We start from the raw sequence: 25871 nt of genomic DNA, 5'->3' as shown, positions 1-25871 counted from the left end.
GGGATAAAGCTAATGGACTTCCCGTTAAACTTAAAATTTTCAGGAGTGAGTGGATTTATTTCGGGAGTGAATGGATATTTTAACAATTGATCAAAGGAAAAACACACGTAAAAATCTCATTATGTGAATAGGTCTGAAAGGTGTCGATTTGGTAGTACTGGTAAATCGAAGCAATATAGAATAAGCCAAACCCTTCACTTTCTTCTTTCTGCTCTTTGAGTTGAATATTATTGACTACGGTTACTGATTCATTGGTTAAGGTGACCTGAATAAGCAAGGGAAATTCTAAGGTTGCAATATTGTGTTTCATGGCATTTTCAATTGCAATCTGTAATGCTAAATAAGGAATCTTGGTATGCGTAGGCGCTTGACGCTTATCGATGATTTCAAAGTGAAGTTCCTTTGGAAAGCGAATGCGTTGTAAGGCTATATATTGTTCAATGAATTGGAGTTCATCGTCCAACTCAACCAAATTGCTATCTGGTGAATGAATCAAATACCGGTAGGTATGACTTAGATTCAACGTGAATTGCTGTGCTAAATCGCTGTCTAGGGTAATTAGCATATACAATGAATTCAACGAATTAAAGAGAAAGTGGGGATTAATTTGATTTTTCAACTGTTTTAACTGCATTAACGCTTTTTCTTTCGTCATTTTTTCCAATTCTTCTTGTTCTTTATAGGCACGTTTGCTTTCTATATTGTAAAAGTAAAGTAATAGGAGAATGATCGAAATTGAGCTGATAAAAATTAAATAGGTATTTCGCTTTAATGGAATGACGTTTTCATCTACATTGACTTTTGGAAAGTTGATGCTGATATACCCTTTGAAGCTAGATACGTTAAAGCTGGTGAAAAAGCGATACACCTCCAAGCTCAAAAACTCAGACTGAACCACTTGAGGAATCGACTTGTTTTTTTTATGTACGGTTGTATCTTGACTCGTTGTGGAGGAAACTTGAAAAATGTTTTTCCCAATTAAGTCTATTTCTGGATGATAAATACATGTGCCATCTGCTGCAAAAATATAGGCATAATTCGGTGTTGTGATATCGATTGTTGTCAGGTGCTTGTGAAGCTCTTTTAGATCAAAGATAAAACCGGTCAAGATGCGTTTATTTTCTCTTTCCACAGCAGTCCAAATTACCCAATATAAATTAGTACGGAGTTGAATAAAGGTATTGGTATTCGTTTGCGGTTGGTTGTCTATTAGCTGTTGTATAAAGGGGGTATCTAAAGACAATAGGGCATTAGCAGTTAAGTTGTGCTCTTGGGGGTGCTTGGTCGAATCAACCACAACATACCAATTGTAGCTTGGTATGTTACTATATGGCTGTATTTCATTGACTACATCATATTTAATGTTTAGCTGATCTAGTGCAGTTTCTTGCGCGAGATTGGTCAACAAGTGTAGTTGATTGTCAAATTTTTTAAACTCTTCTTCTAAGGCATTTTTTCGATGATTAAAACTCTTTTTGATAATGTCTTGATAGGTTTCCTCATAGCTGCTATTGATAGAAATACTCAAGAATAATATTGCTATAGAGGTGATACTCACAATGGCAATTGCAATACTCAAAAGAGTTCTACGTGAAAATAGGAGTTTTTTCATGGGAGCTACAAGTTAATGCTACTAATAGATAAGGTAAGGAGTGCGGGTTGCTTTAAATGCGACTAAGTCTTTGTTCCAGGATTGTCGAATCTCATTTTCTGTTTTTCCTGCTGTGATTTGCTGTTTCAATTGTTCGGTTCCCGCTAGTTTAACGAAGAAATTAGTGAAAAATTTTTCTTTGTTTTTTGATTGGCGATAAGCTTTTAATAACCATTTGAGTTCTAATTTGTTTACAGGAGATTCTTGTGTTAGATTTTCACCATAGCACAATTTACCATTGTTCATTGGATCTTTGGCTCCAGCATTGGGCTTTGGAGTAAAGCTATAAGGCATGTTTTCCAAAAATGGAGAACCGTAAATTTGAAATTGTAAATTAGTGCCTCGACCTGAACTTACATTGGTTCCTTCAAAAAAGCACAAACTAGCATATAAATTAATAGCTTGATCATTTGGTAAATTAGGTGAGGGTGCAACAGGGATCGCATAGCTCATATGACGGTCGTAATGCAAGTTCGGTATTACAGTTAAATTCGCCTGAATACCATTAGCTAGCCATTTTTCACCATTGATCATCAATCCGTATTCACCTATAGTCATACCGTGTAAGGTTGGAATTGGATGCATCCCAATAAAACTTTTGTTCTTCATCTCCAACGTAGGACCGTCAATGATAGAAATATTTGGATTAGGACGGTCTAAAATGATGATCGGAATATCGTTTTCTGCACAGGCTTCCATCACGTAGTGTAGGGAGGAAATATAGGTGTAAAAACGAGCCCCTACATCTTGTAAGTCAAAAAGTAAAACATCAATGCCTGCTAATTGTTCTTTTGATGGTTTTTTGCTATTGCCATAGAGCGAAATAATTGGCAACCCCGTTTGTGTGTCTTTGCCGTCTTTAATTAATTCTCCTGCATCTGCTGTTCCCCTAAAACCATGTTCAGGAGCGTAAATTTTTAGAAGGTTAATGTTGTGTTGAAGTAAAAAGTCAACGGTTGAGGTGTAGTTGTTTTTTGTGAGGTCTTGGCGAACGACTCCTGTTTGATTCGTCAAAATTCCAACTCTTTTATTTTGCAATAGGTCGAAATAAGCCGTTGTGTTTTCTGCACCAACAACAATCGTAGTAGAGGAAGGACTAATCACAGGAACAACTGACGAAAAAGAATAAGAATTTACACTATAAATCAATAGGGTTACTAAGAATAATAATGTATTTTTGACTGTTGAATTTGATATCATAACAAAGTTTGAAATTAGAATATTTTATAGCTAAACGCTTAGTAACTACAAAGAATCATAAAAGTAGTGTATCTGCTCCGATTATTAAAATCGCTATAACAGCCATTGCTTTAGGAATTATCATGATGCTTGTGTCTGTTGCTACAGGTTTGGGCTTGAAACACAAAATTAGAGATAAAATTTCAGCTTTCAGCGGTCATATTGTAATAACTAAATATGATGCTAATATTACAGATATTACGCTAAAACCGATTGAATTAAACCAACGTTTTTATCCTAATTTTGAAGAGGTGAAAGGGGTTAAGAACGTTCAGCCATTTGCTTCTAAAGCAGGAATTATTCGTACAGAACAAGCTTTTGAAGGGATAATATATAAAGGAGTAACATCGGATTATAACTTTGGAGAAATTGAGGAATACATAGAACAAGGTCGTTTACCTGTGCTAGAGAAAGAGGGAATGAGCAATGAGATTTTGATGTCTAATTACGTTGCTAATCGCTTGGGCTTTCAATTGGGAGATAAGGTCAATACTTATTTTATGAAAGATTGGGGGAATAAAGTGCCCAATATTCGTCAATTTGAAATCGTAGGATTATATAGCTCCGGTTTACAGCAGTTTGATGAAAATATTATTATTGGTGATTTGCGCCATGTTCAACGTTTAAATCGCTGGTCAGCGGATGAGGTAGGTGGATTTGAAGTAATTTTGAATGACTTCGATCAAATTGAAGAGAAAGGAAGTGAAATTTACCTAAACTTACCTTCTACGGTAGACAGTAAAACAATTGTTGAAAAATATGAAAATATTTTTGGTTGGCTGGACATGTTTGACTTTAATATCAAAGTCATCATTATTATTATGATTGCAGTAGCTTCTATTAATATGATCGTTGCTTTGTTGGTGTTGATCTTGGAGCGCACACAAATGATTGGTATGTTAAAAGCCTTAGGTGCTACAAATTGGAGTGTGCGAAAAATATTTCTATATAATGCCTTTTACTTAATTGGAAAAGGACTTTTATATGGGAATCTTATCGGATTAGGGATGCTCTTTATTCAAAAATATACAGGGTTGATCAAATTAGATCCAACGTCTTATTATGTACGTGAAGCCCCTGTACTCATTCGTTTGTCTGATGTTATACTACTCAATGTTGGTGTAGTACTTGTAGCAATGCTCGTTCTGTTGATTCCTTCTTATTTAATAACAAAGATATCGCCTGTTAAGGCTATTCGATATGATTAAAAAAGGTCGCCTAGGCGACCTTTTTTATGCTTCTTCCTCTTCTTCAAAGGTTAATTCAATATCGACAAACTGAACAATGATTTCGCAGATAGCGCCGTCTTGATCATAGCCGTAATAGACAGGATAAGCGCCATCTCCATACCCACTTTGTATCATGGGAATGGATAAATCCGTACCAGGAATAGCAAAATTGATCCAATCTCCACCTGATCTTTGGTATTGTGGATTATTCTCATAGCTCTTTTTAAATTCTCCTGCTAAATAGTCATGGTAGATATCACCATCAGGATGTGAAGCCATCCACTGTTGTTCAAAAGCGCAATAGGCATCCTTTGTTTTTTCATCTACGATGGTGGCTAAACCTGCATCTACATTAAAACCAAAATATTCGCCCGGATCAAAACGCTCAAGGTCTTCATTTCCCAATAAAGCTTCGGTGTGTTGAACTGCTTCTTTATCCGAAAGCTTGACGCGAAAGGCAACATAGCGATAGTGGTCTTGGTCCACTTCCATAACCAATACCGTCAGTGGAAATGTTCCTTTTGGAACGGGAATAAAATAAGGTTGTGCATCGCTTTGTAAATAAACAAGTGGATCGCGAACAATAACACGGCCTGTTGGTAATTTTACCTCACCCAATGAAAGGTGAAATAATTTTTTTTCACAAATTTCCGTCGCCGTGAAATAGTGGTTAAAGTTCGTTGGTGAAGCAAGTAAGTGCTTTTTTTCTTCGTATGTAGCTAGCCATTCTTTGGTAGGTTCCGTTTTCATCATTATTTTTTATTAGGATTGGATTGCGTTAGCTAACGCTTGTTGATATATTTTTTGAATGCTCTTTTTTTCTTCCTTTTCCAACTGGTCTTTGAGTAAAGAGGACAAGAAAGGAGCAGTTGATTGGTTCAGTCTTAGAATTTCCCCTAAAGCAAAGGCAGTGCTCCAACGTACCACTGTGCCTTCGTGATTCATATTGGCAACTAAATATTCGATTGCAAGTTGGGAGTGATTAGGAAAATGTGAAATAGAATAGCCAATGGCTTGGGCACATTCCCATTTTATTCGTGGTGCTTTCGATGCTAAATGCTCGATGAGTAAGAGCAAGATCTCTTCTGATAATACCTTTGGGTTTTGTTTCGCCACATGTGCTAAGGCTTCGATACACGTTGCTTTTATTGAATCTTTCGCTAGTTGAATTTCTTCGATAAAATTACATAAGGGTAGGGTGTTATTTAGAAGACCTACACATAGAAGTTCTACTTTCTCTTTGGCTTTGGATGTCTTGTCAGATAGGATGAGGTGAACTGTCATATATTAGGATATTATGTCTAATCGATTGCAAAAACAAATATCTAGTATTAATTGCAAGTAATGTTAAAAAAAGGATTATTTATGCAAAATAAAAATAGTGATTACCTGTAGAAAGAGAGGGAAGGCTAGTACAATTAACAAAAAGCACGAAGAGCTACCGCATACAGTTGCTATGTGGCGCTGTAAAGAAAAGAAAAAATAGGATCGTTGGTTGCTGAAACGACCCTATTTAAAAATTAGTATGTATAAGAACTTCTAACAAAGTATAAAGGAGTTTTTTCATTGCGTCTTTACCTACTATTAGAACGAGAATTTATTATTGTCGTAGTTGTTTGGGAGAATATCCCGTGTATTTTTTTACAAAACTGGAGAAATAGGTTGCGTATTCAAAACCTAAGGTGAAAGCTATTTCTGAAACGCTTAAAGTGGAATTTTTTAATAGTCGTTGAGCTTCAATCAGAATTCGTTCTTGAATAATCATCGTAGTCGATTTTCCCAAGGTTTGCTTCACTACAAAATTTAAGTAATTGGTATGAACAGTTAATACAGCCGCAAAATCTGCGGCCGTTTTTAATCGAACAACTTGATGCTTGTCGATGATGGGGAATTGCTTCTCTACCAGTTCTAAAAATTGCGCACATAATCGATTGGTGGCATTTTTATTTTCTGTTAAGGTATAGCTGCTCTTTAGTTTATTGGCCTGATGAATAATAATTTCTACGTAATTCCGCAAAATATCCTGTTTCAAGGGGTAATCTTGGTTGTTTTCTATTATTAAATTTTCAAATAAATCTCGAATCATCCGATCTTGTTTTAAATCTAAAGCATAAATAGGTGTAGCTTGTAAGGTGTGTAGCGTTGAGCGAATCCCATTGCTCTGGAAACCAAGGAAATTATTGGTGAATAAGCAAAAAAAACCATCTGGTGATTCGGATATTGGCTCAAGGGTATAGGTAGATAATGGATTTGAAAAAAATAAAATTGGACCACTAAACTCCTGTGTATCTGTACCACAAAATAACTTACTTTTGCTGTTTAAGTAGGATACCTTATAATGTGTTTTCATGTTATAAGGCATGAGTAATTCTTTGCCTTCTTTCTGAGTGAAAACAGCAAATTCCTTTGCTTTTATGTTAAATATGGTCGGCAGATCTTGATTGATATCATCCAATTTTATCTTTGGGGTTGAATTTGTCATTTTTTTCGCTTATTGGTTTCTTACATATAGACTCTAGTATCATTAAAGCGTGATCTTATTTATTTGTGTTTTATAGGTATTGGTAAAATTATGTATTATTCTAACTTTATGTTTGATTAAAATGTATTATTTGTTGTGTTTTTTATGTATTTTTAATAATATGTTTTTATACTGTATTTTGTCCCCTGTGTAATGTGTTTTCAGTAAGTGTTCATGTTTTTTATTGTCAATTAAATGCAAAAGCACGAGTAAAATTTAATTGGTTTAATCTAAGGTTGAGGTTTTTACTGGTACTTTTTAATGATAAGAGAAAGGGGATTAGAATAATAAACAAGATGTAGGGAAAGTTGAACTACTGAAAGTAGAAACTATCTCTTGTTTTTTAGTGAATAAAAGGAAGCTTCTTTTTTTAACTGTTTTTAAAAAAGAAGACTTTTTAATTTTTTGCAACCGCTCATGTAGGTCAGGTGTCATTGTTGAAAAGAAGAGGCAATTACAGGCTAAAAAGGAGAAGTGTTACGACATAAAAAAGCCGAAACAAAGGGTAGGTTTTCAATATCCAACTTCCATTAGTTGAGGTTGGATATTAAATCGCTTTGATAGACGTCAGCCAAGCAATCAATATAAATCTGAGGATGTTAAACAATAATCAGCTGGTCGCTCGATTAATAGCCTTGCTGTAAATAAGTTTAGTATTTATTGTATCAATGGGCACAGCATCTATTAGGCTAAAGGAACATCGTTCTAGTAGTTTTTTAGAATTGCCATTGGCCTCAAAAAGTTGAGCTCGAATATGAGTATAGGTTAGATGTTGTTGAATGAATTGCTCTAATCCACGTAATAACTCAGTGGCAAATCCCTTTTTCCAATAGGTTTCGTGTAGGATATATCCAACTTCTATGTGTGTTGGATGATCTAGACAAGGAAATAGTCCAATTTCTCCCATTATAGTATAGGTACCTTCTTGATCTTGCCCTACGATTTTGTATATCCCAAGCTGTTGATCGTATTGCGTTTGATTTACTTGATACTTCTTCTCTAGATCTGCAAAGGTCCAGATAGATTTGTTGTTGGGAATCCAACGCATGGTCGCTTCGTGATTGTGTAAGACTAATAGGGAAACGAAATCCTCTTTTAAAATAATGGGACAAATGGATAAACGCTGCGTCTTAAATAAGATTGACATGAGTAGGCGATTTAGAATAAAACAATAAAAATAGGTGATTTATACTAGTTTTCGGGTGAATATTAATGTGAAAAATTGTGATAAAATATGTAATTAATATTTTATATTGTCAAATATAATTCAAAGTAGGGTTTGAAATAGCATGATATTTGTATTGCTAGAATGAATTTCTTTTAGAATTTGAAAAATGAATCCGAATTAATATAAAAAAACAAATGAAACAGAAGTCAATCGGCAATATATTAACAATAGGCTTTGCGCTATTCGCTATGTTTTTCGGCGCAGGAAATATAATTTTACCCCCAATCATTGGTTTAGTTACTGGTGAAGATTGGACATCAGCAGTAACAGGTTTTACGATTACTGCTATTATTGCTCCTTTTCTAGGAATACTTGCCGTGTTGTTGTCGGGAGATGAGTTTACCGATTTAGGAAAGAGAATTAATAGGACAGGTGGAGTTATATTAGCTACAATGATTATTTTGAGTATTGGTCCCCTTGTTGCAATTCCACGGACAGCGGCAACTACGTTTGAAGTAGGATTGGTGCCAATTTGGCCCGATTTTAGCCCCGTACTTTCTTCTGTCATCTTTTTTGGCGTAACACTTGCCCTGTCTATATCTCCTTCTAAAGTAGTTGATATTATCGGAAAATACTTAACTCCATTGCTACTGATCCTATTGGCGATTATGATTTTTATGGGTGTCCTTTATCCTTTAGATAGTACAAAGGACACGGGAATAAATCCTGTCGAGTCTTTCCGTATTGGATTTGCAGAGGGATATCAAACGATGGATGTATTGGCTTCAGTCATTTATGCAGGGATCATTATTGCCGCAGTAAAAGCGAAAGGTTATACAAGTCCAGAAGCAAAAACAAAAGCCACGTTTCTTTCAGGTGCTGTAGCAACTTCTTGTTTGCTGTTTATTTATGGAGGTCTTGTGTATCTGGGAGCTACCTCGGGATATGCTACCTCAGGTGATTTAAAACGTACAGAATTACTGTTGTATATCTCCAATCACGTATTGGGGGCGCAGGGAACACTCGCCTTGTCCTTGTGTATAGCCCTAGCTTGTTTGACTACAGCCATTGCCTTAGTTTGTGCAACTGGAACGTTTTTTAATCAATTGACAAAAGGAAAAGTAAGTTATAAAACTATTGTAATTGCAACTTGTGTATTTTCGGCTATTCTAGCCATTAATGGTGTAGACGATATTATTGACTATGCAGGTCCTTTCTTGGGAATTATTTATCCTATTACACTTACCTTAATAGTATACGTAGTGATTTTTGGGAAAATAGTTAAAAGTAAAGCCCCTTTCTTAGGAGCTATTATCGCAACAACTATTTATTCAATTATGCAGTTTTTCTTGACCATGACGTTGAAAGTCGCAGCACAAGATAGCTGGTTGTGGGAAATCGATAAAGGATTGAGAAAGATTCCGCTGTACAACTATGATGTTCCGTGGCTGTTGCCATCTTTTGTTGTCTTTGTACTCGTTTACTTATTTAAGCGAAAGTAAAAAAAACCATGCTGTTTACAGCATGGTTTTTTTTAAAGGGATATTTTTTTTCCTTGTTCTGGAAAAACATAATTAAGCTGTAGTGGATTCTCCTCCATGAGCTCCTTTTTGATGAGTTCAATCTGATTTCCTGAAGGTTTTAAATGCGTAACGATTAACGTTATATCCTTCAAGTGTTCAAGTCCTGCATACTGAGCTAACTTACTCAATTCCTCTTGAAGTAACTTAGGTGTTAAGTGACCAAAGAGTAAATGCTCAGGTTGACTGTTGGGAAAGGAAACTTCAAGTAAGATCGTTTTTAGATTTTTATTGCGTACTAAAGGAGCTATATATTCCCAGATTGTCTCAAGGTGGTTCGTTTTTTCAATGCGATCGGCTCCTGTATCTCCAAAGTATAATACATAATCACTGTTGTTTTTTAGCAAAATGGCTGAGCTCTTTTGTGGATTAACATGACTCAATTCAAATATTTCTGCCGTGATGGATGTATTCGCTATAGCAAAGGAGTGAAATGGTTCTACCTTCTTATAGGTGTATTTGCCCAAAATTGGAGATTCTCCCTCATTTCCAAAGTTCGCCCATGAGGCATTGGTGAAATAATTGTGTTTTAAAATAGCTGTAACAAAAGGCAAGGAGTAAATGGGTTTGGCTGAATCTTCTGGAGAATTGATGATTAAGCCCGATAGATGATCTAAATGACCATGTGAAATAAAGTAGCCTTTAATGTAGTTTTGAAGAACTGTTTCAAAAGACACATGAAAAGTTCCTTTCTCAATCGCTTTATTTATTCCACTTCGTATTGTTCCTGCATCAAGTGCTATATAACTATTGCTGTTTTCTACTCCTACTAAATAGCAAGATAAATTACTTTCATCTCCTCCACCATATACTCCTAGTGGAATAATTTCGAGGTTTTGAGCAAATAAGGATGAGGTACTGTAAAGTAAAAAGGTGAAAAGGGTGTAAAAAAATTGCTTCATGTGCTTCTAAATTTTTACAAAAATACGAGATATTCCTAGGCGATCTTGTCAGTTATGAACTATTTTATTTTTACTCAAAAGTTAACTAATATTGAAGTAACAGTTTAGTAATAGCGCCATAATCTTCCCCAATCTCTTGCGATATACCTTTGGCTTGAACTAATGAGAACGAAATGGATCAAAAGGATAAATGGATCAATGATTACTTTGAACTGTATTGGGATGAACTCTATACGTATTCGTGTAATATTGTTCGCGATCACTTGATAGCGGAAGATGTTGTGCAGGATGTTTTTGTACAAATATGGAATAACTTTCATCAATTGACAATTTTAGATCCCAAGGCCTATCTATTGCGTAGTGTGAGAAATCGTAGCCTTCTAGCTCTAAAGTTAATTGATTTTGATACGGTTCAAATTGAAACAGTTTATCATGTACTTACCCAAAATGAGTCCTTGTCAGAAGAAGAGCAGGGGTATTATAAGGAAGAATTGGTACATCTTGTTTTTGCCAAAGCTAGAGAGGTACTCCCTCAAAGGTGTTTGGAAGTATTTGAGTTGCGCTATGTCAGCCATCTATCCTATAGACAAATAGCGGAAAAACTCAGCATATCTGAAAGTACGGTAGATAAACAAATCCATAAAGCGATAAAGAGCTTGAAAACAAGTTTACCTTATGCTGTTGATGTGATGACTGTACTGTTGATTATTAGTCAAACTTAGGTTATGTATAGGTTTTGGATCAAAGGGTATGTTATCTAATTGTTAAGAAACAACTAGAGGGATGGGGAGAATGAGTCAAGTCTCACTCTTAGTTATAGAAACCTAAGAGACCCATGATTAATAAGTTTAGACAACTTTTTGAGAAATACCTGAATCAAACCGCTACACAAGAAGAGCAAAAGACAGTAGATGATTTTATTCAGAAACTACAAGAACAAGCGTTTACAACAAGCGAACTTGTTCGACAAGACAAACAACTAAAACAGCGAATTTTTAGTAGTATAAAATTCAAAACACTGGTTCGCAAGAAAAGACAAAGACGTCAGCAAACTGTTTTGCTGTTTGTCGTTTTTTTAGGGTTGATATGCACTAGTGTGTGGTTAACCTCCAATTTTCTGTTTCAAGATACACTTCAGTATACTGTAGCTATAGGGGAAGAACCTAAACGCTTTCAGTTAGATGATGCGACAGAAGTAGAACTAACACCTGGTTCTCAATTAATACTCTCCTCTGATTTTAATGCTGTCGATCGCCAAGTAACTTTAAAAGGGGAAGCCTTTTTTAATGTACAACGCAATGTATCCAAACCTTTTATTGTACATACGGAACAAGTTGCAGTAACGGTTTTAGGAACTTCTTTTACAGTTCGCGCTTCAGAAGTTGTGGTTCGTACAGGAAAAGTTGCGGTTGAAAATCACAAGAATACTTTAGATAAAGTATGGCTAAATGCCCATGAGAAAGCCCTGTTGTCTGACGGGAGTCTTTATTCCTCTACAGTAGATGTTTTAACTCTACTATCGACCAATAATGAGGCGCTTGTCATGCAAGAACTGCCCTTGATTACTTGGAAGAAAAGAATAGAAGAAGAGTTTAATGTGCAACTTCATTTTGAGGGTATCTCTATTACAGATTTTTTTACTACGGGTGATTTTAGACGTACCTCTCTCAAAGATATTCTACACAGTTTTTGCTTTATTCACCAAGTAAAATACACTGTTTCAGGAGCAGCTATTCACTTTGAAAACGAGTGGAACGGATGAAGGGGATAAGAGTAAAGTATCTGAATTTTGGTCTTGTGCTCGGTATGCTACTCTTGCACTACTCGGAACTCTTTGCTTCTTGTCAATCCATATCCTTTTTGCCTACTAAAGATTTAATTGTGCTACAACATAAAACCAATAGTATAGCAACGCTCTTTTCTCTAATTGAAAAGCAGACGAAATATAGGGTTGTATACTCTTTGGAAGCTATTGATACTTCTCCTATGGTCCATTCCTCTACCAAGCATGTTGATCTGACGACTTTGTTAACTCAAATAACAAGGAAACGCAACCTGGTGTACAGCGTGAGTGGAAATTTAATTTCCTTTAAAAAAGGAAGAGAAACGGAGAAACAGGCTACTTCTGCAGAAGCGTCTAATGCAATCGATCGAATTCAGGGGAGTATTAAAGATCAGCAAGGACAGGCCCTTTCACATGCTGTGGTTCGTCTTTTACATACCCATGTCTTTGCACTGACTGATGAAAATGGGAATTTTAGTATTCAACTTGAAAAAGGCATGCAACATCCTATTGTGCTTGTAGAACTATTAGGATATGATACGAAAGAAGTTGCTGTTTCCCCTATACAAGCAAAACAATTGCACATTCAATTAACCAAAGAAAATAAAGATTTAGAAGAAATAGTTATTACTGGATATGCCAATCAAGGTAGAGCCAATTATCTTGGGGCTGTAGAACATATTCCTGGTTCAGCAATCAACGATTTGCCTCATGGAGATCTCGTAGATATGTTAGATGGAAAAGCAAAAGGAGTACAGGTTTTCAGTGCACATAGTCCGGGAGGTGGAAATGCCATGGCCATACGCGGTCTCAATACCATACACGCTAATGACCCCCTAATTATCCTAGATGGGTTACCCTTAGTTAATGGGTTAAATACCATCAATCCTAATGATGTGGAAAATATTCAAGTTTTAAAAGACGCTGATGCATCGATGTACGGATCAAGGGCAGCCAATGGGGTCTTATTGATCACAACTAAAAAAGCTGATGGTCTAAATGCTATTACATTAGCTGTTTCTAGCTATGCTGGTATTCAATATGCTGTGAATCTACCTACAATGCTTAATGCAGAACAGTATGGCCAATTACTATGGCAAGCGTATCAAAATGATGGCGTGTTACCCAATCACAGTATTTATGGTAATAATCCCAATGCTATACAGCTACCAGCCTATTTAACTGCTGATCAAACCATTCGAAGCGCAGATGTAAATTGGGTCAAAGCAATTTTTACTCCAGCGAGTATTCAATCGCATACTTTTTCTGTTTCCAAAGGCGATACACAGGCTAAACAGCTATTTAGTCTGGGCTATTTTGAGCAAAAAGGAATCATTAAGGATACTTATTTTAAACGACTTACTGCTCGGTATAACTCTAGTTATCAGTTGTTTGATTCTCATCTTGAGATAGGAGAAAATATAAACTTAGCCTATGCAGATCAAGTTGAAATTGGCACGAATAAAGCCTTGAACTCCATTGTATATGATGCCTATATGTATCCCTCCATCATTCCGGTGTACAATGAATCAGGTGGTTTTTCGGGAAATCCTATTAATGATAGGCAAAATCCTCTGGGGCGTTTACATCGAAATAAGGATAATAAAGTGAAGCAAATTCGAGCTTTAGGCAATGTGTATGCTGAGGCCATATATGGCGATTTTTCTTTTAAAACTACTCTAGGGCTTGATTTTCAAAATGTACAGGCTAAGCGATTTTCACCCACTTTTGATGAGTTAGTCGTGCAAAATGAAGTCAATGCTTTGACAGTAGAAAACAGGTTTAATTATCAAATGGTTATGAGCAATACGTTGCGTTATCAGCGCCATTTTCAAAATCAATCAGTTCAAATGGTAGTAGGACAAGAGGCAATTCAGTACTACTATGAGGGATTATCCGCATCTAGACATCACTTTTTACAAGAAGATTCCGCTCATTGGTTCTTGGATTATGGAACACAAAATCAACTCAATTCAGGAAATGCCTATCAATGGAATTTAAGCTCCTATTTTGCGAAGTTTTCTTACAATTACAAGCAAAAATATTTGGGTGGATTGCTTCTTAGGCGCGATGGTACATCGCGGTTACAAAATTACAAATGGAGTAGTTTTCCTGCACTTTCATTAGGATGGAGGATAAGTGAGGAGCATTTTTGGCCGTTAAAACAACAAAATACTACGGCATTGTTGAAATTGAACTGGGGAATGAGTGGTAATCAACAAGTTCCTACGTATTCTACCATTCAAAGCTTTAGCCACAACAATTACAATTCCAATTATGATATTGATGGATCTCAATATACAAGTGAAACTGGTTTGGTTTCCACACGTGTAGCTAATCCTAATTTGCGATGGGAATCAACCGAGCAAGTCTCTGCTGGATTGGATGCTACTTTTTTTTACGATAAGTTGAGGTTCACGGTTGACTTCTATTCAAAGAAAACCAAAGACCTCCTTGTCTACCGATCACTGCCTCTGACTTTTGGTGGTGCACATAAAGGGCAATGGATTAACGATGGAGAGGTACAGAACAAGGGCATTGAAATCGGACTCGAGTATAACAATTCCTTTCAGGGATTCGATTATGCTTTTGGGGTAATCTTTACACAGAATAAAAATAGAATGACACGCCTTTCATCTACCTCTTACTTGACAATTCCTAGTTCGTCTTTACATGACGTGAATTTCGGACAAGAAGTGTCTAGAACAGCAGTAGGAGCACCTATAGGAGCATTCTATGGATATAAAACAACGGGCATTTTTCAAAACCAAGCAGAAATAGAAACTTATGGTTTGCAACCCAATGCACAACCTGGGGATTTACGCTTTGTTGACACCAACAAAGATGGCTTAATTGATCATAATGATAGAACCCAAATCGGAACGCCTCATCCCAAATTTACAACGAGTTTATCCATGGAATTTACCTACAAGAACCTAGAACTTCAGTTGTTTTGGATTGGTAGTTATGGTAATGAAATCTATAACCTTACGAAGTATCAATCTCATTTTTTTAATCAAGAAGCGTATAATAAATCAACTGAATTATTTGGAGCGTGGACGGTTGACAATCCTAACAGTTTAATCCCTAGATTAACAAGAGATGATCCCAATAATAATATTCGTCCTTCTTCCTATTTTATTGAAGATGGTTCATTTTTGAAATTAAGTCAGGTTCAATTGGCGTATTCCTTTGAAAGTAAAAAGCATAAAAAAGCCAAGTTCAGACTTTATTTCCAAGTTAATAACGTCTTTACACTAACTAAATATTCAGGAGTAAGCCCCGAAGTGGGGTTTCAAAATTACGCTAGTAACAACAGAAGTCTTGATCTTGGTGTAGATCGAGGATTGTATCCACCAGCTAAAACTATGTCTTTAGGTTTTACAATTAGCTATTAAAAGATGAAAAAGAAAAAAAATAGGTCCTTTTATTTGTTGAGTACGCGATTCCTTTTGACAATAGTTATTGCATTATTAGGGGCTTGTAGTTCGGATTTCTTAACGGAGACACCCCCAGGAGAATTGTTGCCCGAAGATATAATTACAAAAGAACACGTTGAAAAAGTGATCATTGGAGCTTATCAAATACTTAATGGACAACTAGATAATTCTTCCAATGCGATGAATTCACCAGCTTCTAATTGGAGCTTTGGTGATGTGATGTCTGATGATGCTTATAAAGGAGGGGGGGGAACAGGGGATCAAGTGCAAATACACCGTATGGAATTGTATCAAACAGATCCGACGATTCTTGATGTTGAACGCAAATGGAGCGTATTGTATGAAGGAATTCACAGAGTCAATACAGCTTTGCATTTGTTGGAACTAGTGGATAATTTGGATCAGGAACACAAAGAACAGCGAAAAGGGGAGCTGTATTTTTTAAGAGGACACTATTACTTTGAGTTAAAACGTCTCTATAACCGAATTCCCTATCTAGATGAAAGTATCGTAGACATAGAGGCATTTACTGTTTCTAATGTTGTATATACATCGGAGGAACTTTGGGAAAAAATTGGACAAGATTTTTTGCGAGCCAGTGAAAGGCTCCCTCTGCAACAAGCAGAAGTGGGAAGACCTACAAAAACAGCGGCGACTGCCTATCACGCTAAAGTGAAATTATACCAAGGAAGATGGGAAGAGGTTATCCAGTTAACACAGCAAGTGCTAGCTAGTACCTATGGACTATTTGCTGATTTTGAAGGACTCTTCTTGCCTGAAAATGACAACAATAAGGAAGTTATTTTTGCTGTACAGCACGCCATACAAGATGGTAGTCTTCACAATTATAATGGTAGTGTTGGGGATAGACTCGCTGCACCTGGTGGGCCTTTTTATCCACAATATGGTTTTCATCGACCTTCTCAAAATTTAATTAATGCTTTTCGAACGAATGAATATGGATTACCAGTGATTGATACGGTAGATCTCAGCGCTAGTGATTTTGTAGATCCAAGACTGGACCATACCGTTGGACGACCAGGAATCCCCTATCGCGATTTGGGTATTCTGTACCACGAGAGCTGGGCAAGAGACGAGGCCACGTACGGACCGTATGCTCCCAAAAAACGCATTGTTTCTGCAAACTCACCATACTATAGTAAGACATGGCCTTATGTATCAGCATTAAATTACTATGTGATTCGATATGCTGAGGTCTTGTTATGGCGGGCAGAAGCCTTGGTCGAACAAGGTGATTTTAATCAAGCACAAGCCTTAGTCAATCAAATTCGAACACGAGCGAAAGAATCAAAGTATGTAAAGCGATTAGATCAACAAGGGCCTGCTTCATCTTACTATATCGAACCTTATACTACCCCATGGCAAACAAAAAAACAAGCTCAAACAGCGGTTCGACTGGAGTCTCGATTAGAACTAGCCCTAGAAGGTGAACGCTTCTTTAATCTTGTGCGATGGGGAATTGCTTCGGATGTCATCAATAATCAATATTTACCTCGAGAAAAACAAAAGAGAAATTTCTTAACCAACGCTCATTTTCAAAAAGGAAAAAATGAGTACTTCCCTATTCCTCAGCGCTATATCGATGGATCAGGGAAAGTTAAAATTGAACAAAACCCAAATTATTAAGTATGAGAAAAATTATGTTGCTGTTTGTTTTTGCTACCTGGAGTTTGACTGGATCTGCTCAGGAAAGCCACTACAATAAGACAGTTGAACAATTGAAGGAAAACAATTTTTACTTTTTTAGTCAGCTTCTTCAAAATGCAGAAGTGAGTAAGCAAGTATTAAAAAGTAAAAAAAATCAAGCATGGACAGCAAGTCAAAAAATAGCGCTTGAAAATCAAGCAAATCTAACCCGTATCATAGCAGCTGATCAATTGATTGCTCCTTATCTTTTTTCTGAAGAAGTAATAGCTACTATTATCGGTGAATTTCAAAGCATCAGTCAGCAGAAAAGTGTAAAAGACTTTATTCAAACAATGCGGAATTCTGGTAAGTATGCAAATTTAGACACGCTAAATGATGCGACATTTCTTGCAGCGGTTGTCCGATTTAATTTAGAAGCAATTAATTATACGCTACGTGTATATGGGGAAGGAATGGACCCTTTTTACCCGAAAATTGACGCTGTTTCTTATGAGGTTACCTCCAACTATTACCAGCGAACTTTGCTCTATTGGTCTAAACATCTCTTGGATCATGGAAAGGAAGATCCTTTGTTTTTTGAGCGTTCACTTAATTATGCGATGTATTTGCTGTACTTCAATCATAGAGATGAAGGAGTACGCTATGAACCACTAGATGAGCAATACAATGCTAAGGCAATGGCCTATGCAAAAGAAGTCGATTTTGAGGCTTACCCTTATAACGCTTTATTGGTTTTAGGAGACGGACCTGCAAATTATCGAGACCCTTTATCGGCTTTAGGGAAGCTCAATTTAGAAATTGCAGTGACTCAATATAGACAAAAACAAGCTCCTTTTATTCTGGTTTCTGGAGGACACGTACATCCTAATAGAACCGCCACTTGCGAAGCGATCGTTATGAAAGAGGAGTTGATGAAGGTGTATCAAATTCCCGAAGAAGCTATTATTGTGGAACCTTATGCTCGACATACCACAACTAATTTGAGAAATGCAACTCGTTTGATGCTACGTTATGGATTCAATATTACACAAAAAAGCATGATCGTGAGTCATTATAATCATATTAGAATGATCTATGACCCCAAATTTAAACAGCGCTTCGTCAAAGAATTGGGATACCTCCCAGGTGAATTCATCGAAATAGAAAATGGAACACTCCTAGAATATTATCCTGTAGAGGTGATGACACAACTTAATCCTCTTGAACCCTTAGACCCATAAACCAATTAATAGTAAGTAAAAACGAAAACGAAAACCAAATGAAACAAAAGTTGTTTTTTTTAGTAGCCTTGTTGAACCTAGTTTTTTTAGCTAGCTGTTCTTCTTCCGATGACAATAAGGAACAAAGGCCCCAACCCAAAACCATTGAACACTTGCGTAAAGTAAGTATATCTCCCAATTTAAAGTTTGGTACTACAGCTTTAACAGCTGTAGTAGTAAATGATCCCGCTCAGGGAAATACAGAGCATAATTATCTTGTGGTGCAAGATAAAATAGCTAAAGCAGCGATTATTCTCGAATTGACGAATGCGGTCCGTTATAAGACTGGGGAAGTCGTAGAAATTAATCTAGAAGGAGCAACCTTGACGGAAGTAGAAGGAGAGAAAATCGTCAAAAATATCTCTGGAGTCAATGTGTTAGCCACTGGGGAACAAGTAAAAGTTACACCGATTGCCGTTGACTTATCTACACTGAAAAAAGAGATTTCGTATTGGGGACCTGTGTTGGTAGTGCTAGACAATTTAGAAGTTGATACACAAGAATATACCACATGGTTAGGAAGTCATCCCGTGGGTGACGGTATCACTACAGCAATACTAGAAGTGCGTAAAGAAGCTCAATTTGCCGATCAGGCTATAGCAAGAAAATTGGCTAGCGTAGTAGCAATTGCTCGCGTGAGTAAGGATGAAGTGAAGCTAATGCCTCGTTCACTTGAGGATATGGCGCTAAAGATCTCGGAAGTAAAAGAAGACTTTGAACAGAGTTCTAGCAGTTCCTATGATGTGAAAAGCTTGTTGTTTAGAACGGGGGAGTGGACCATTGATGGTGGAATTACAGCTGCTACGGATGCTGATCCTAAAAATGGAGCACAGAGTATTCGTTTACAAGGACATGTATCAAATGAGTTGAGAAAAGGGATCCTTAGTATGAATTTTGACCTTGAAGAGCCCGTACAAACCTTAAAAGTACATCATGGTATTTATCCAGCTAAAGCTGAAGTGAACAACGTAAATCCAACCCTTTTACGTGTTGAAATTTCTGTAGATCAAGGGGCTACCTATCAGGCTGTTGGTGAAATTGAAGTAGACATTAAATCGGAGGGATTAAAAGTATCAGAATTCAAAATAGAGGAACAACACCAAGGGAAGATGAGATTTAGGATTGTCAATATTTCCGAACCTTTTGAAAATGGTAATAGACCTCGTATAAACATAGATGATATCGTATTCGGATTCTAAGTCGCCAAGAAATGAAACAAATAGAACAAAAAATTAGGCATTTCGCTTGTGCCTTTTTTATCCTACTGGTAGCAAGTGGATATGCACAAGCACAAGCTGTTGTAATTAAAGGTAAAGTACAGGCTTCAGATGGACATTTACCAGGGGCAAGCGTAAAGGATATGAGCACTTCAACCGTTGTGCTTACGGAGCTTGATGGTGGTTTTACTATTTCAACCTCTGCTAGTACGGGAGTATTAGAAGTATCCCTGTATGGGTATGGAACCAAGCAAGTTCGTTTTGAACAAGGAAAAGAGGTTTTAGTTTACTTACAAGAAGATAATCAATACCTCGATGAGGTAGTGGTTGTTGCTTATGGTGAGCAGAAAAAAGAAAACCTAACAGGAGCCGTTGATCAAATCAAGGGAAGTGCGCTAGAGAATCGCCCCTTACCTAATGCGGCACTTGGATTACAGGGATTGGTAGCCAATTTAAATATTGCCCCTACAGATGGTAAACCTACTCAATCGCCTCGTTTTAATATTCGTGGAGCAACCTCGATTGGACAAGGAGGGAGTGCTTTGGTTTTGATTGATGGGGTAGAAGGGGATCCTGCACTACTCAATGCAAATGATATTGAAAGTGTTTCGGTACTGAAAGATGCGTCTTCTGCTGCTATTTACGGTGCCAGAGGTGCTTTTGGAGTAGTGCTTATCACTACGAAAAAACCACAAAAAGACCATTTCGTTATTTCTTATAGTCAAAATGTAAGTTTTAAAAAACCAACCCGACTTCCTGATTTTGTAACAGACAGTTACACTTGGGCATCGATGTTTAACGAAGCTTTCTCTAGTTGGAATAACTACAGTAGTACACCACAAAATGTCAACAAAACCATGCCCTTTTCTCAAGAATATTTACTTGAGTTAGAGCGAAGATCTAAGGATCCCAATGCCCCTAAAGTGGAGATTGATCCCCTAACAGGTGAGTATATCTATTACGGAAATACAGATTGGCAAAAATTATTGTACAAAGATCAAACCTATGCCTTAACACATAATTTGTATCTATCCAGTGGAACAGAGAAAAGTCAATTTTCTTTGAGTGGGCAGCTTATTGATCAAAAGGGACTGTTTCGTTATAATTCCGATGATTATAAAATGTACAATTTCAGAGCGGTTGCCAGTTCAAAGCTAAGAACATGGTTGGATGTTTCCAATGCCACTTCTTTTGCTAAAACAGCATATCACAACCCCTTAAATGTGGGAGAAGCAGGAGGAATATGGCGAAACATGGTAGCGGAAGGACATCCCATGAGTCCGATGCTAAATCCAGATGGTACACTGACTCATTCTGCGGCCTATACTGTAGGGGATTTTTACTATGGAAAAAATGGATTGGATAAAAACAATAAGTTATTCAAGAATACCACCAGTTTTAAAGCCAATGTCTTAGCAGATGTAGTTAGTGTAAATGCAGACTTTACCTACCAACTAAAACAAGAAGAAGAAACCAGAAGAAGAGTACCTGTGCCCTATAGCAAATCTCCAGGTGCAATTCAATATTTAGGCGCAAGTACCAACGACTATCGCGTGATGAACCGAAATACAGAATACCTCACATCCAACTTGTATGTAAAGTTCAAAAAAGAGTGGAATAAACATAATTTCAATGCTTTGGTAGGGGTAAATCAAGAAATGTCAACGTTTAAAAATACAGGTTCTCAACGTAATGGACTCCTTTTTGATGATGCCCAGGATTTGAATTTAGCAACAGGAGAATCCATGGTTGTATCAGGAGGATATGAACGTTGGAGTCTGTTGGGTGGTTTTTATCGTTTAAACTATGATTACGACCATCGCTATTTGGTCGAATTCAACGGACGATATGATGGTTCTTCTAAATTTCCAAGCAATGAACGCTTTGCCTTTTTTCCTTCTGTATCTGCAGGATGGAATGTGTCAAATGAACCGTTCTGGAACTTATCTCCTCAATACATTAGTTTATTGAAGCTTAGAGGATCCTATGGTGCTTTAGGAAATGGAAACATTCGTTCGTATTCGTTTATTGAACAATTGATGATCAATAGAGAATTGAGAATCCTAAATGGTGAATTAGCAACCTATACTTCCGCACCTAGTGTGATTCCCAAAGGTTTAACTTGGGAAACTGTGACCACAAAAAACATCGGGTTAGATGTGAATTTTCTGAATAACCGTTTGACGTTTAGTGGAGATATCTACAGTAGAACAACAAAAGACATGTTTACCCTCGGACCAGAGTTACCTGCTGTTTTTGGATCGAGTTCACCGAAGGGAAATTATGCTGATTTACGTACCAACGGATGGGAGATTACAATAAACTGGAGAGATCAGATTAGCGTATTAGCCAAACCGTTGAATTACAATGTTCGATTTACCCTAGCGGATAATAAAACTAAAATATTGAAGTATAACAATCCAACGAAAAAACTGAACGACTATTATGAAGGACAGCAATTAGGCGAAATATGGGGCTATGTGACAGATGGGTTCTTTACATCAGAAGATCAGATTAAACGATCCGCCAATCAAGATTTATTCAGCTCAACAGCACAAGGGGTTTGGCGAACGGGCGATATAAAGTTTCAAGATTTAAATAATGATGGGGTGATTGATAATGGAGATAATACGGTGGATAATCCAGGCGATCGAAAAGTAATCGGAAATTCATTGCCTCGTTATACCTTTGGTTTACAACTTGCTGCGGATTGGAATAATTTCTTTTTCTCCGCCTTTTTTCAAGGGGTAGGTAAACAAGATTGGTATCCAAGCAAGGGAGCTAATTCCTTTTGGGGACAGTATAATGCGCCTTATGGACATCCTCTTCAGTCACAACTAGACGATATTTGGACCGAAGAAAATCCAAATGCCTATTTTCCTCGTTACACAGGATATCTTGCTTGGTCGGATTCGGGAACTTTGCGTCAAACCCAAACCAAATACTTGCAAAATACAGCATATATCCGATTAAAGAATATTCAATTCGGTTATGATTTAGCGAAACTCTTGCCTGCGCATTTGAGAATAGACACCTTACAATTGTATGTATCTGGTGAAAATTTATTTACCTATTCCCCCTTTTATAAACGTTCGAGTGCCATAGATGTTGAGAATATTGGAGCCTCGGATCAAGATTTAGCGAATACAAATTACGGGGATGGGTTTAATTATCCTTTATTAAAGAGTATTTCTTTTGGAATTAATATCAGTTTTTAAAAAATTAAGTATGATGTCAAGAATAACATTCTTTTATATTGTTTTGCTGCTGGGGTGTGTCAGCTGTTCAGAGTTAGACCAAGAACCCGTGTCTACTGTGGGTAGAGAAGCCGTTTTTACGAGCGAAAAAGGGTTGGAACTATATGCGAAATCTTTTTATCAAATCTTGCCTACAACAAATGAAATCCTAAGAGGGGATAATATGGCTGATTATATTGTGCGAAAAGATGTACCTACCTTTTTTAGAGCAGGTGCTTTTGGACCTAAACAATCCACAGGTTGGAGTTGGGGACAATTGCGAAATGTCAACTATTTTTTAGAGCAGAATACTTCGAATCAAATAGATAGGGAAACAAGAAATCATTACAATGGACTGGCGCGTTTTTTTAGAGCTTTGTTTTATTTTGAAAAAGTAAAGCGATTTGGTGATGTTCCTTGGATTAATAAAACCTTAGATGTGAATGATGCACAGCTTTATGCAGGTAGAGATTCTCGGGTGGTAGTGATGGATTCAGTAATGGGTGATCTTGATTTTGCCTATGCCCATATCAAAACGAAAAAAGATGCCTCTAAAACGTTGATTACAAAAGAAGTAGTGGCCGCTTTTAAATCCAGAATTGCCTTGTTTGAAGGGACATATCGCAAGTATCATACCGAACTCAATCTTGTTTCCTCCGCAGAATCATTGCTGCATCAAGCTGTAGCTGCTGCTGAATTAGTCGTATCAAGTGGTCAATATCGTTTACATACCAAATCAGAAACACCCTATCGCGATCTATTTATACAAGATCAGCCTGATAGCGATGAGTTTCTGTTGGTCAATGCCTATGATAAAGAATTGGGAATACTCCACGATGCCAATTGGTATTATACAAGTGCGTCTTATGGCGATCGAATTAGTTTCACACGTAGTTTCATTAACACCTTCCTAAACCAGGATGGGAGTCGCTTTACGGCTAATACAACCTATAAAACAAAAGGCTTTATGGAAGAAGTAGAACAACGTGATGGACGATTAGCTCAGCTTATTCGCACAAAAGGATACCAAAGAAATGTGGGAGGAACCCTTACCTTGACTCCCCCAGTATTTAGTTATACCTATAGTGGATATCAACCCATCAAATGGGTAAAGGACGATGTATATTATGATAGTGGTCGAAATAATACAAACGCAGTTCCGATTATGCGCTATGCTGAGGTCTTGCTAAATTATGCAGAAGCTTTAGCAGAGTTGAATGTCATGTCTGAAGAACAATGGCAAGAAACCATCGGCAAATTAAGAGCAAGAGCAGGAATTGAAAATAGTACAAGTAAACCTCAAATGGCAGATCCCTACCTGCAAGCTACTTTTTACCCTACCATTTCAGATCCTGTAGTGTTAGAAGTGAGAAGAGAAAGAGCGATTGAATTGGCTTTAGAGGGGCTTCGATTTGATGATCTTGTGCGTTGGAAGATGGGAAAATTATACGAAAAAGGAAGAAATGGAATGTATGTCAAGCAATTGGATGAACCAATGGATCTAAATAGCGATGGGGTTTTAGATGTTGTTTTTTATATCGGCAAGGCTAAAGATCAAATTCCAGGGGTGACTTATGTCAATGTTGATCCAGCAAAAGGAGGATTGCGCTTATCAGAAACAACAAAAGGAGAATTAGAATGGTTGTGGAATGATCCTATTCAATGGGAAGATAAATTTTATTTATACCCAATACCAGAAAAAGACTTATTAATTAATACAAATTTAAAACAAAATCCAGGATGGTAAAATTGAACACAATCGCAAGTAGAGTAACGAGTCTCGTTATTTTACTGTTCACCTTAGCTTGTAATTCAAGTGACAGTGGAATCGAACAAGGAAAAAATACAGGAACAGAACAAGAAGAACCCAAAGAACAGACAGAAGTGCTGACTTTGATGAGTTATAATATTCACATTGCTAATCCACCATCAAAAGGAGACGGATTTGTGGATATTGATGCTATTGCTGCCGTGATTAATGCAGAAAATCCAGATGTGGTATTGTTACAAGAAGTAGACCGATTTACTGATCGATCAGGTAAAACCCTAGATCAAGCCTTGACATTAGGAGCAAAAACCAACATGAATTATTACTTTGCTAAAGCATTAAATCGCTCAAATGGAGAATATGGTGTTGCTGTCTTGACTAAAAAAGAACATAAACTTGCAGTTAAACACAGTTTACCCGGAGCAGAGGGAACTAAATCGGAATTGAGAACAATTGGTTTAGTTGAAATAGAATTTGAGGAAGGACAAAGTATGTATGTAGCTTCTACGCATATTGATCACCTGGAAGACCGCAGTAAACAAGTGCAATTGAGAGAAATGATGAATTTCTTAACTCCTTATAATAATAAACCCATTATAATAGGAGCTGATTTAAATATGCCACCAACACATGAGTTGTGGAATTCATTATCCACTATGTTTCAAACAGGATGTATGGGAACATGTCCTTTGACTGCTCCAGCTAAAAAACCGAGAACAACAATTGACTATGTGATGATGAATGAAAAGGCTAGAGAAACATTTGATGTAATGGATTACTATACCGTTAAAGATGATTATGCCTCTGACCATTTTCCTGTTGTAATGAAAATAGAAGTAAAAAAATAAAAAATGTAATGGAGTGGTAGCTAAGTTTACGTTGAACCCAAAGCAAGTCCAGTAAAAAACATTTTAGACATGCCCCAAAAAGTGCCTAACTTTTTGGGGCATTTTCTATGAGTAAAAAACAGCAATATGGTTTCACCTAGACGTGCGTTAAGAGACTGTAGTCTTTTACTCTGCTAAAGTGAGGTCACTTGTTCCTATTTTATAGGAGTTTTTTTGTTTTCTTCTATGGGTATACAGGGTTCGTACGCACTATGGACTCATCTCGAACAAAACTGTCTCGTCCTTGTTTTTTGTGCGGTTCGCGCGGTTTGTTTTGATGTATCTATAAGAAGTAGATTTCTTCTCTATTATATATGTAGATT

Annotated in this window: 18 protein-coding genes; 11 read left to right on the top strand and 7 right to left on the bottom strand. The window is 36.9% G+C overall.

All coding sequences use genetic code 11. From position 1 onward, the window contains the following. Nucleotides 1-79: 79 nt before the first annotated feature. Both ACPDHL_RS13945 and ACPDHL_RS13940 read right to left on the bottom strand, forming a co-directional pair. On the bottom strand, nt 80-1612 hold the full coding sequence (locus tag ACPDHL_RS13945) for a histidine kinase (protein WP_430533362.1): 1533 nt from the start codon (nt 1610-1612) through the stop codon (nt 80-82). 21 nt (nt 1613-1633) lie between these two features. Beyond that, entirely contained in the window at nt 1634-2851 is a 1218-nt protein-coding gene (locus tag ACPDHL_RS13940) for an exo-beta-N-acetylmuramidase NamZ family protein (RefSeq protein WP_430533361.1), read from the bottom strand. Nucleotides 2852-2859: 8 nt separating this feature from the next. Here ACPDHL_RS13940 and ACPDHL_RS13935 point away from each other — a divergent pair, with 8 nt between their 5' ends. Beyond that, nucleotides 2860-4098: an ABC transporter permease gene (locus ACPDHL_RS13935; RefSeq protein WP_430533360.1), complete on the top strand. Its 1239-nt coding sequence runs from the start codon at nt 2860-2862 to the stop codon at nt 4096-4098. Nucleotides 4099-4122: 24 nt separating this feature from the next. On the opposite strand, the gene ACPDHL_RS13930 is transcribed toward ACPDHL_RS13935, so the two are convergent. From ACPDHL_RS13930 to ACPDHL_RS13915, 4 genes are all read right to left on the bottom strand, one after another. Further along, nucleotides 4123-4872 (bottom strand): DUF4241 domain-containing protein, encoded by a 750-nt coding sequence (locus ACPDHL_RS13930; RefSeq protein ID WP_430533359.1) that lies wholly within the window; start codon nt 4870-4872, stop codon nt 4123-4125. 9 nt (nt 4873-4881) lie between these two features. After that, on the bottom strand, nt 4882-5403 hold the full coding sequence (locus ACPDHL_RS13925; protein WP_430533358.1) for a HEAT repeat domain-containing protein: 522 nt from the start codon (nt 5401-5403) through the stop codon (nt 4882-4884). A gap of 316 nt (nt 5404-5719) precedes the next feature. Continuing rightward, entirely contained in the window at nt 5720-6601 is an 882-nt protein-coding gene (locus ACPDHL_RS13920) for a helix-turn-helix domain-containing protein (protein ID WP_430533357.1), read from the bottom strand. Between the two features lie 649 nt (nt 6602-7250). Further along, nucleotides 7251-7787: a GNAT family N-acetyltransferase gene (locus tag ACPDHL_RS13915; protein ID WP_430533356.1), complete on the bottom strand. Its 537-nt coding sequence runs from the start codon at nt 7785-7787 to the stop codon at nt 7251-7253. Between the two features lie 215 nt (nt 7788-8002). Here ACPDHL_RS13915 and brnQ point away from each other — a divergent pair, with 215 nt between their 5' ends. Next, entirely contained in the window at nt 8003-9310 is a 1308-nt protein-coding gene (gene brnQ / locus ACPDHL_RS13910) for a branched-chain amino acid transport system II carrier protein (protein ID WP_430533355.1), read from the top strand. A gap of 32 nt (nt 9311-9342) precedes the next feature. Here the strand turns inward: brnQ and ACPDHL_RS13905 are convergent, their stop codons facing one another. Continuing rightward, a complete protein-coding gene (locus ACPDHL_RS13905) occupies nt 9343-10290 on the bottom strand; it encodes a 3',5'-cyclic-nucleotide phosphodiesterase (protein ID WP_430533354.1) in 948 nt (315 codons plus the stop codon). 173 nt (nt 10291-10463) lie between these two features. Here ACPDHL_RS13905 and ACPDHL_RS13900 point away from each other — a divergent pair, with 173 nt between their 5' ends. From ACPDHL_RS13900 to ACPDHL_RS13860, 9 genes are all read left to right on the top strand, one after another. Further along, nucleotides 10464-11012, top strand: coding sequence for a sigma-70 family RNA polymerase sigma factor (locus tag ACPDHL_RS13900; RefSeq protein WP_430533353.1), 549 nt, complete (start codon nt 10464-10466; stop codon nt 11010-11012). Between the two features lie 113 nt (nt 11013-11125). Beyond that, a complete protein-coding gene (locus ACPDHL_RS13895; RefSeq protein ID WP_430533352.1) occupies nt 11126-12052 on the top strand; it encodes a FecR family protein in 927 nt (308 codons plus the stop codon). After that, nucleotides 12049-15471: a SusC/RagA family TonB-linked outer membrane protein gene (locus ACPDHL_RS13890; RefSeq protein WP_430533351.1), complete on the top strand. Its 3423-nt coding sequence runs from the start codon at nt 12049-12051 to the stop codon at nt 15469-15471. Before ACPDHL_RS13895 ends, ACPDHL_RS13890 begins: the two co-directional genes overlap by 4 nt. A 3-nt stretch (nt 15472-15474) precedes the next feature. Further along, nucleotides 15475-17160, top strand: coding sequence for a RagB/SusD family nutrient uptake outer membrane protein (locus ACPDHL_RS13885; protein WP_430533350.1), 1686 nt, complete (start codon nt 15475-15477; stop codon nt 17158-17160). Between the two features lie 2 nt (nt 17161-17162). Next, nucleotides 17163-18401 carry a YdcF family protein gene (locus tag ACPDHL_RS13880; protein WP_430533349.1) on the top strand — a complete coding sequence of 413 codons (1239 nt, stop codon included), beginning with the start codon at nt 17163-17165 and terminating at the stop codon, nt 18399-18401. Between the two features lie 38 nt (nt 18402-18439). Then, entirely contained in the window at nt 18440-19639 is a 1200-nt protein-coding gene (locus tag ACPDHL_RS13875) for a DUF5689 domain-containing protein (protein WP_430533348.1), read from the top strand. Nucleotides 19640-19650: 11 nt separating this feature from the next. Next, nucleotides 19651-22875 (top strand): SusC/RagA family TonB-linked outer membrane protein, encoded by a 3225-nt coding sequence (locus tag ACPDHL_RS13870; RefSeq protein ID WP_430533347.1) that lies wholly within the window; start codon nt 19651-19653, stop codon nt 22873-22875. A 10-nt stretch (nt 22876-22885) separates the two neighbouring features. Beyond that, on the top strand, nt 22886-24640 hold the full coding sequence (locus ACPDHL_RS13865; protein WP_430533346.1) for a RagB/SusD family nutrient uptake outer membrane protein: 1755 nt from the start codon (nt 22886-22888) through the stop codon (nt 24638-24640). Beyond that, entirely contained in the window at nt 24634-25509 is an 876-nt protein-coding gene (locus ACPDHL_RS13860; protein ID WP_430533345.1) for an endonuclease/exonuclease/phosphatase family protein, read from the top strand. Before ACPDHL_RS13865 ends, ACPDHL_RS13860 begins: the two co-directional genes overlap by 7 nt. The last annotated feature ends 362 nt before the right edge of the window (nt 25510-25871 follow it).

The organism is Myroides sp. C15-4 (genome assembly GCF_050522745.1).
Taxonomy (GTDB): Bacteria; Bacteroidota; Bacteroidia; order Flavobacteriales; family Flavobacteriaceae; genus Flavobacterium.
This window is presented reverse-complemented; position numbering and strand designations above follow the sequence as displayed.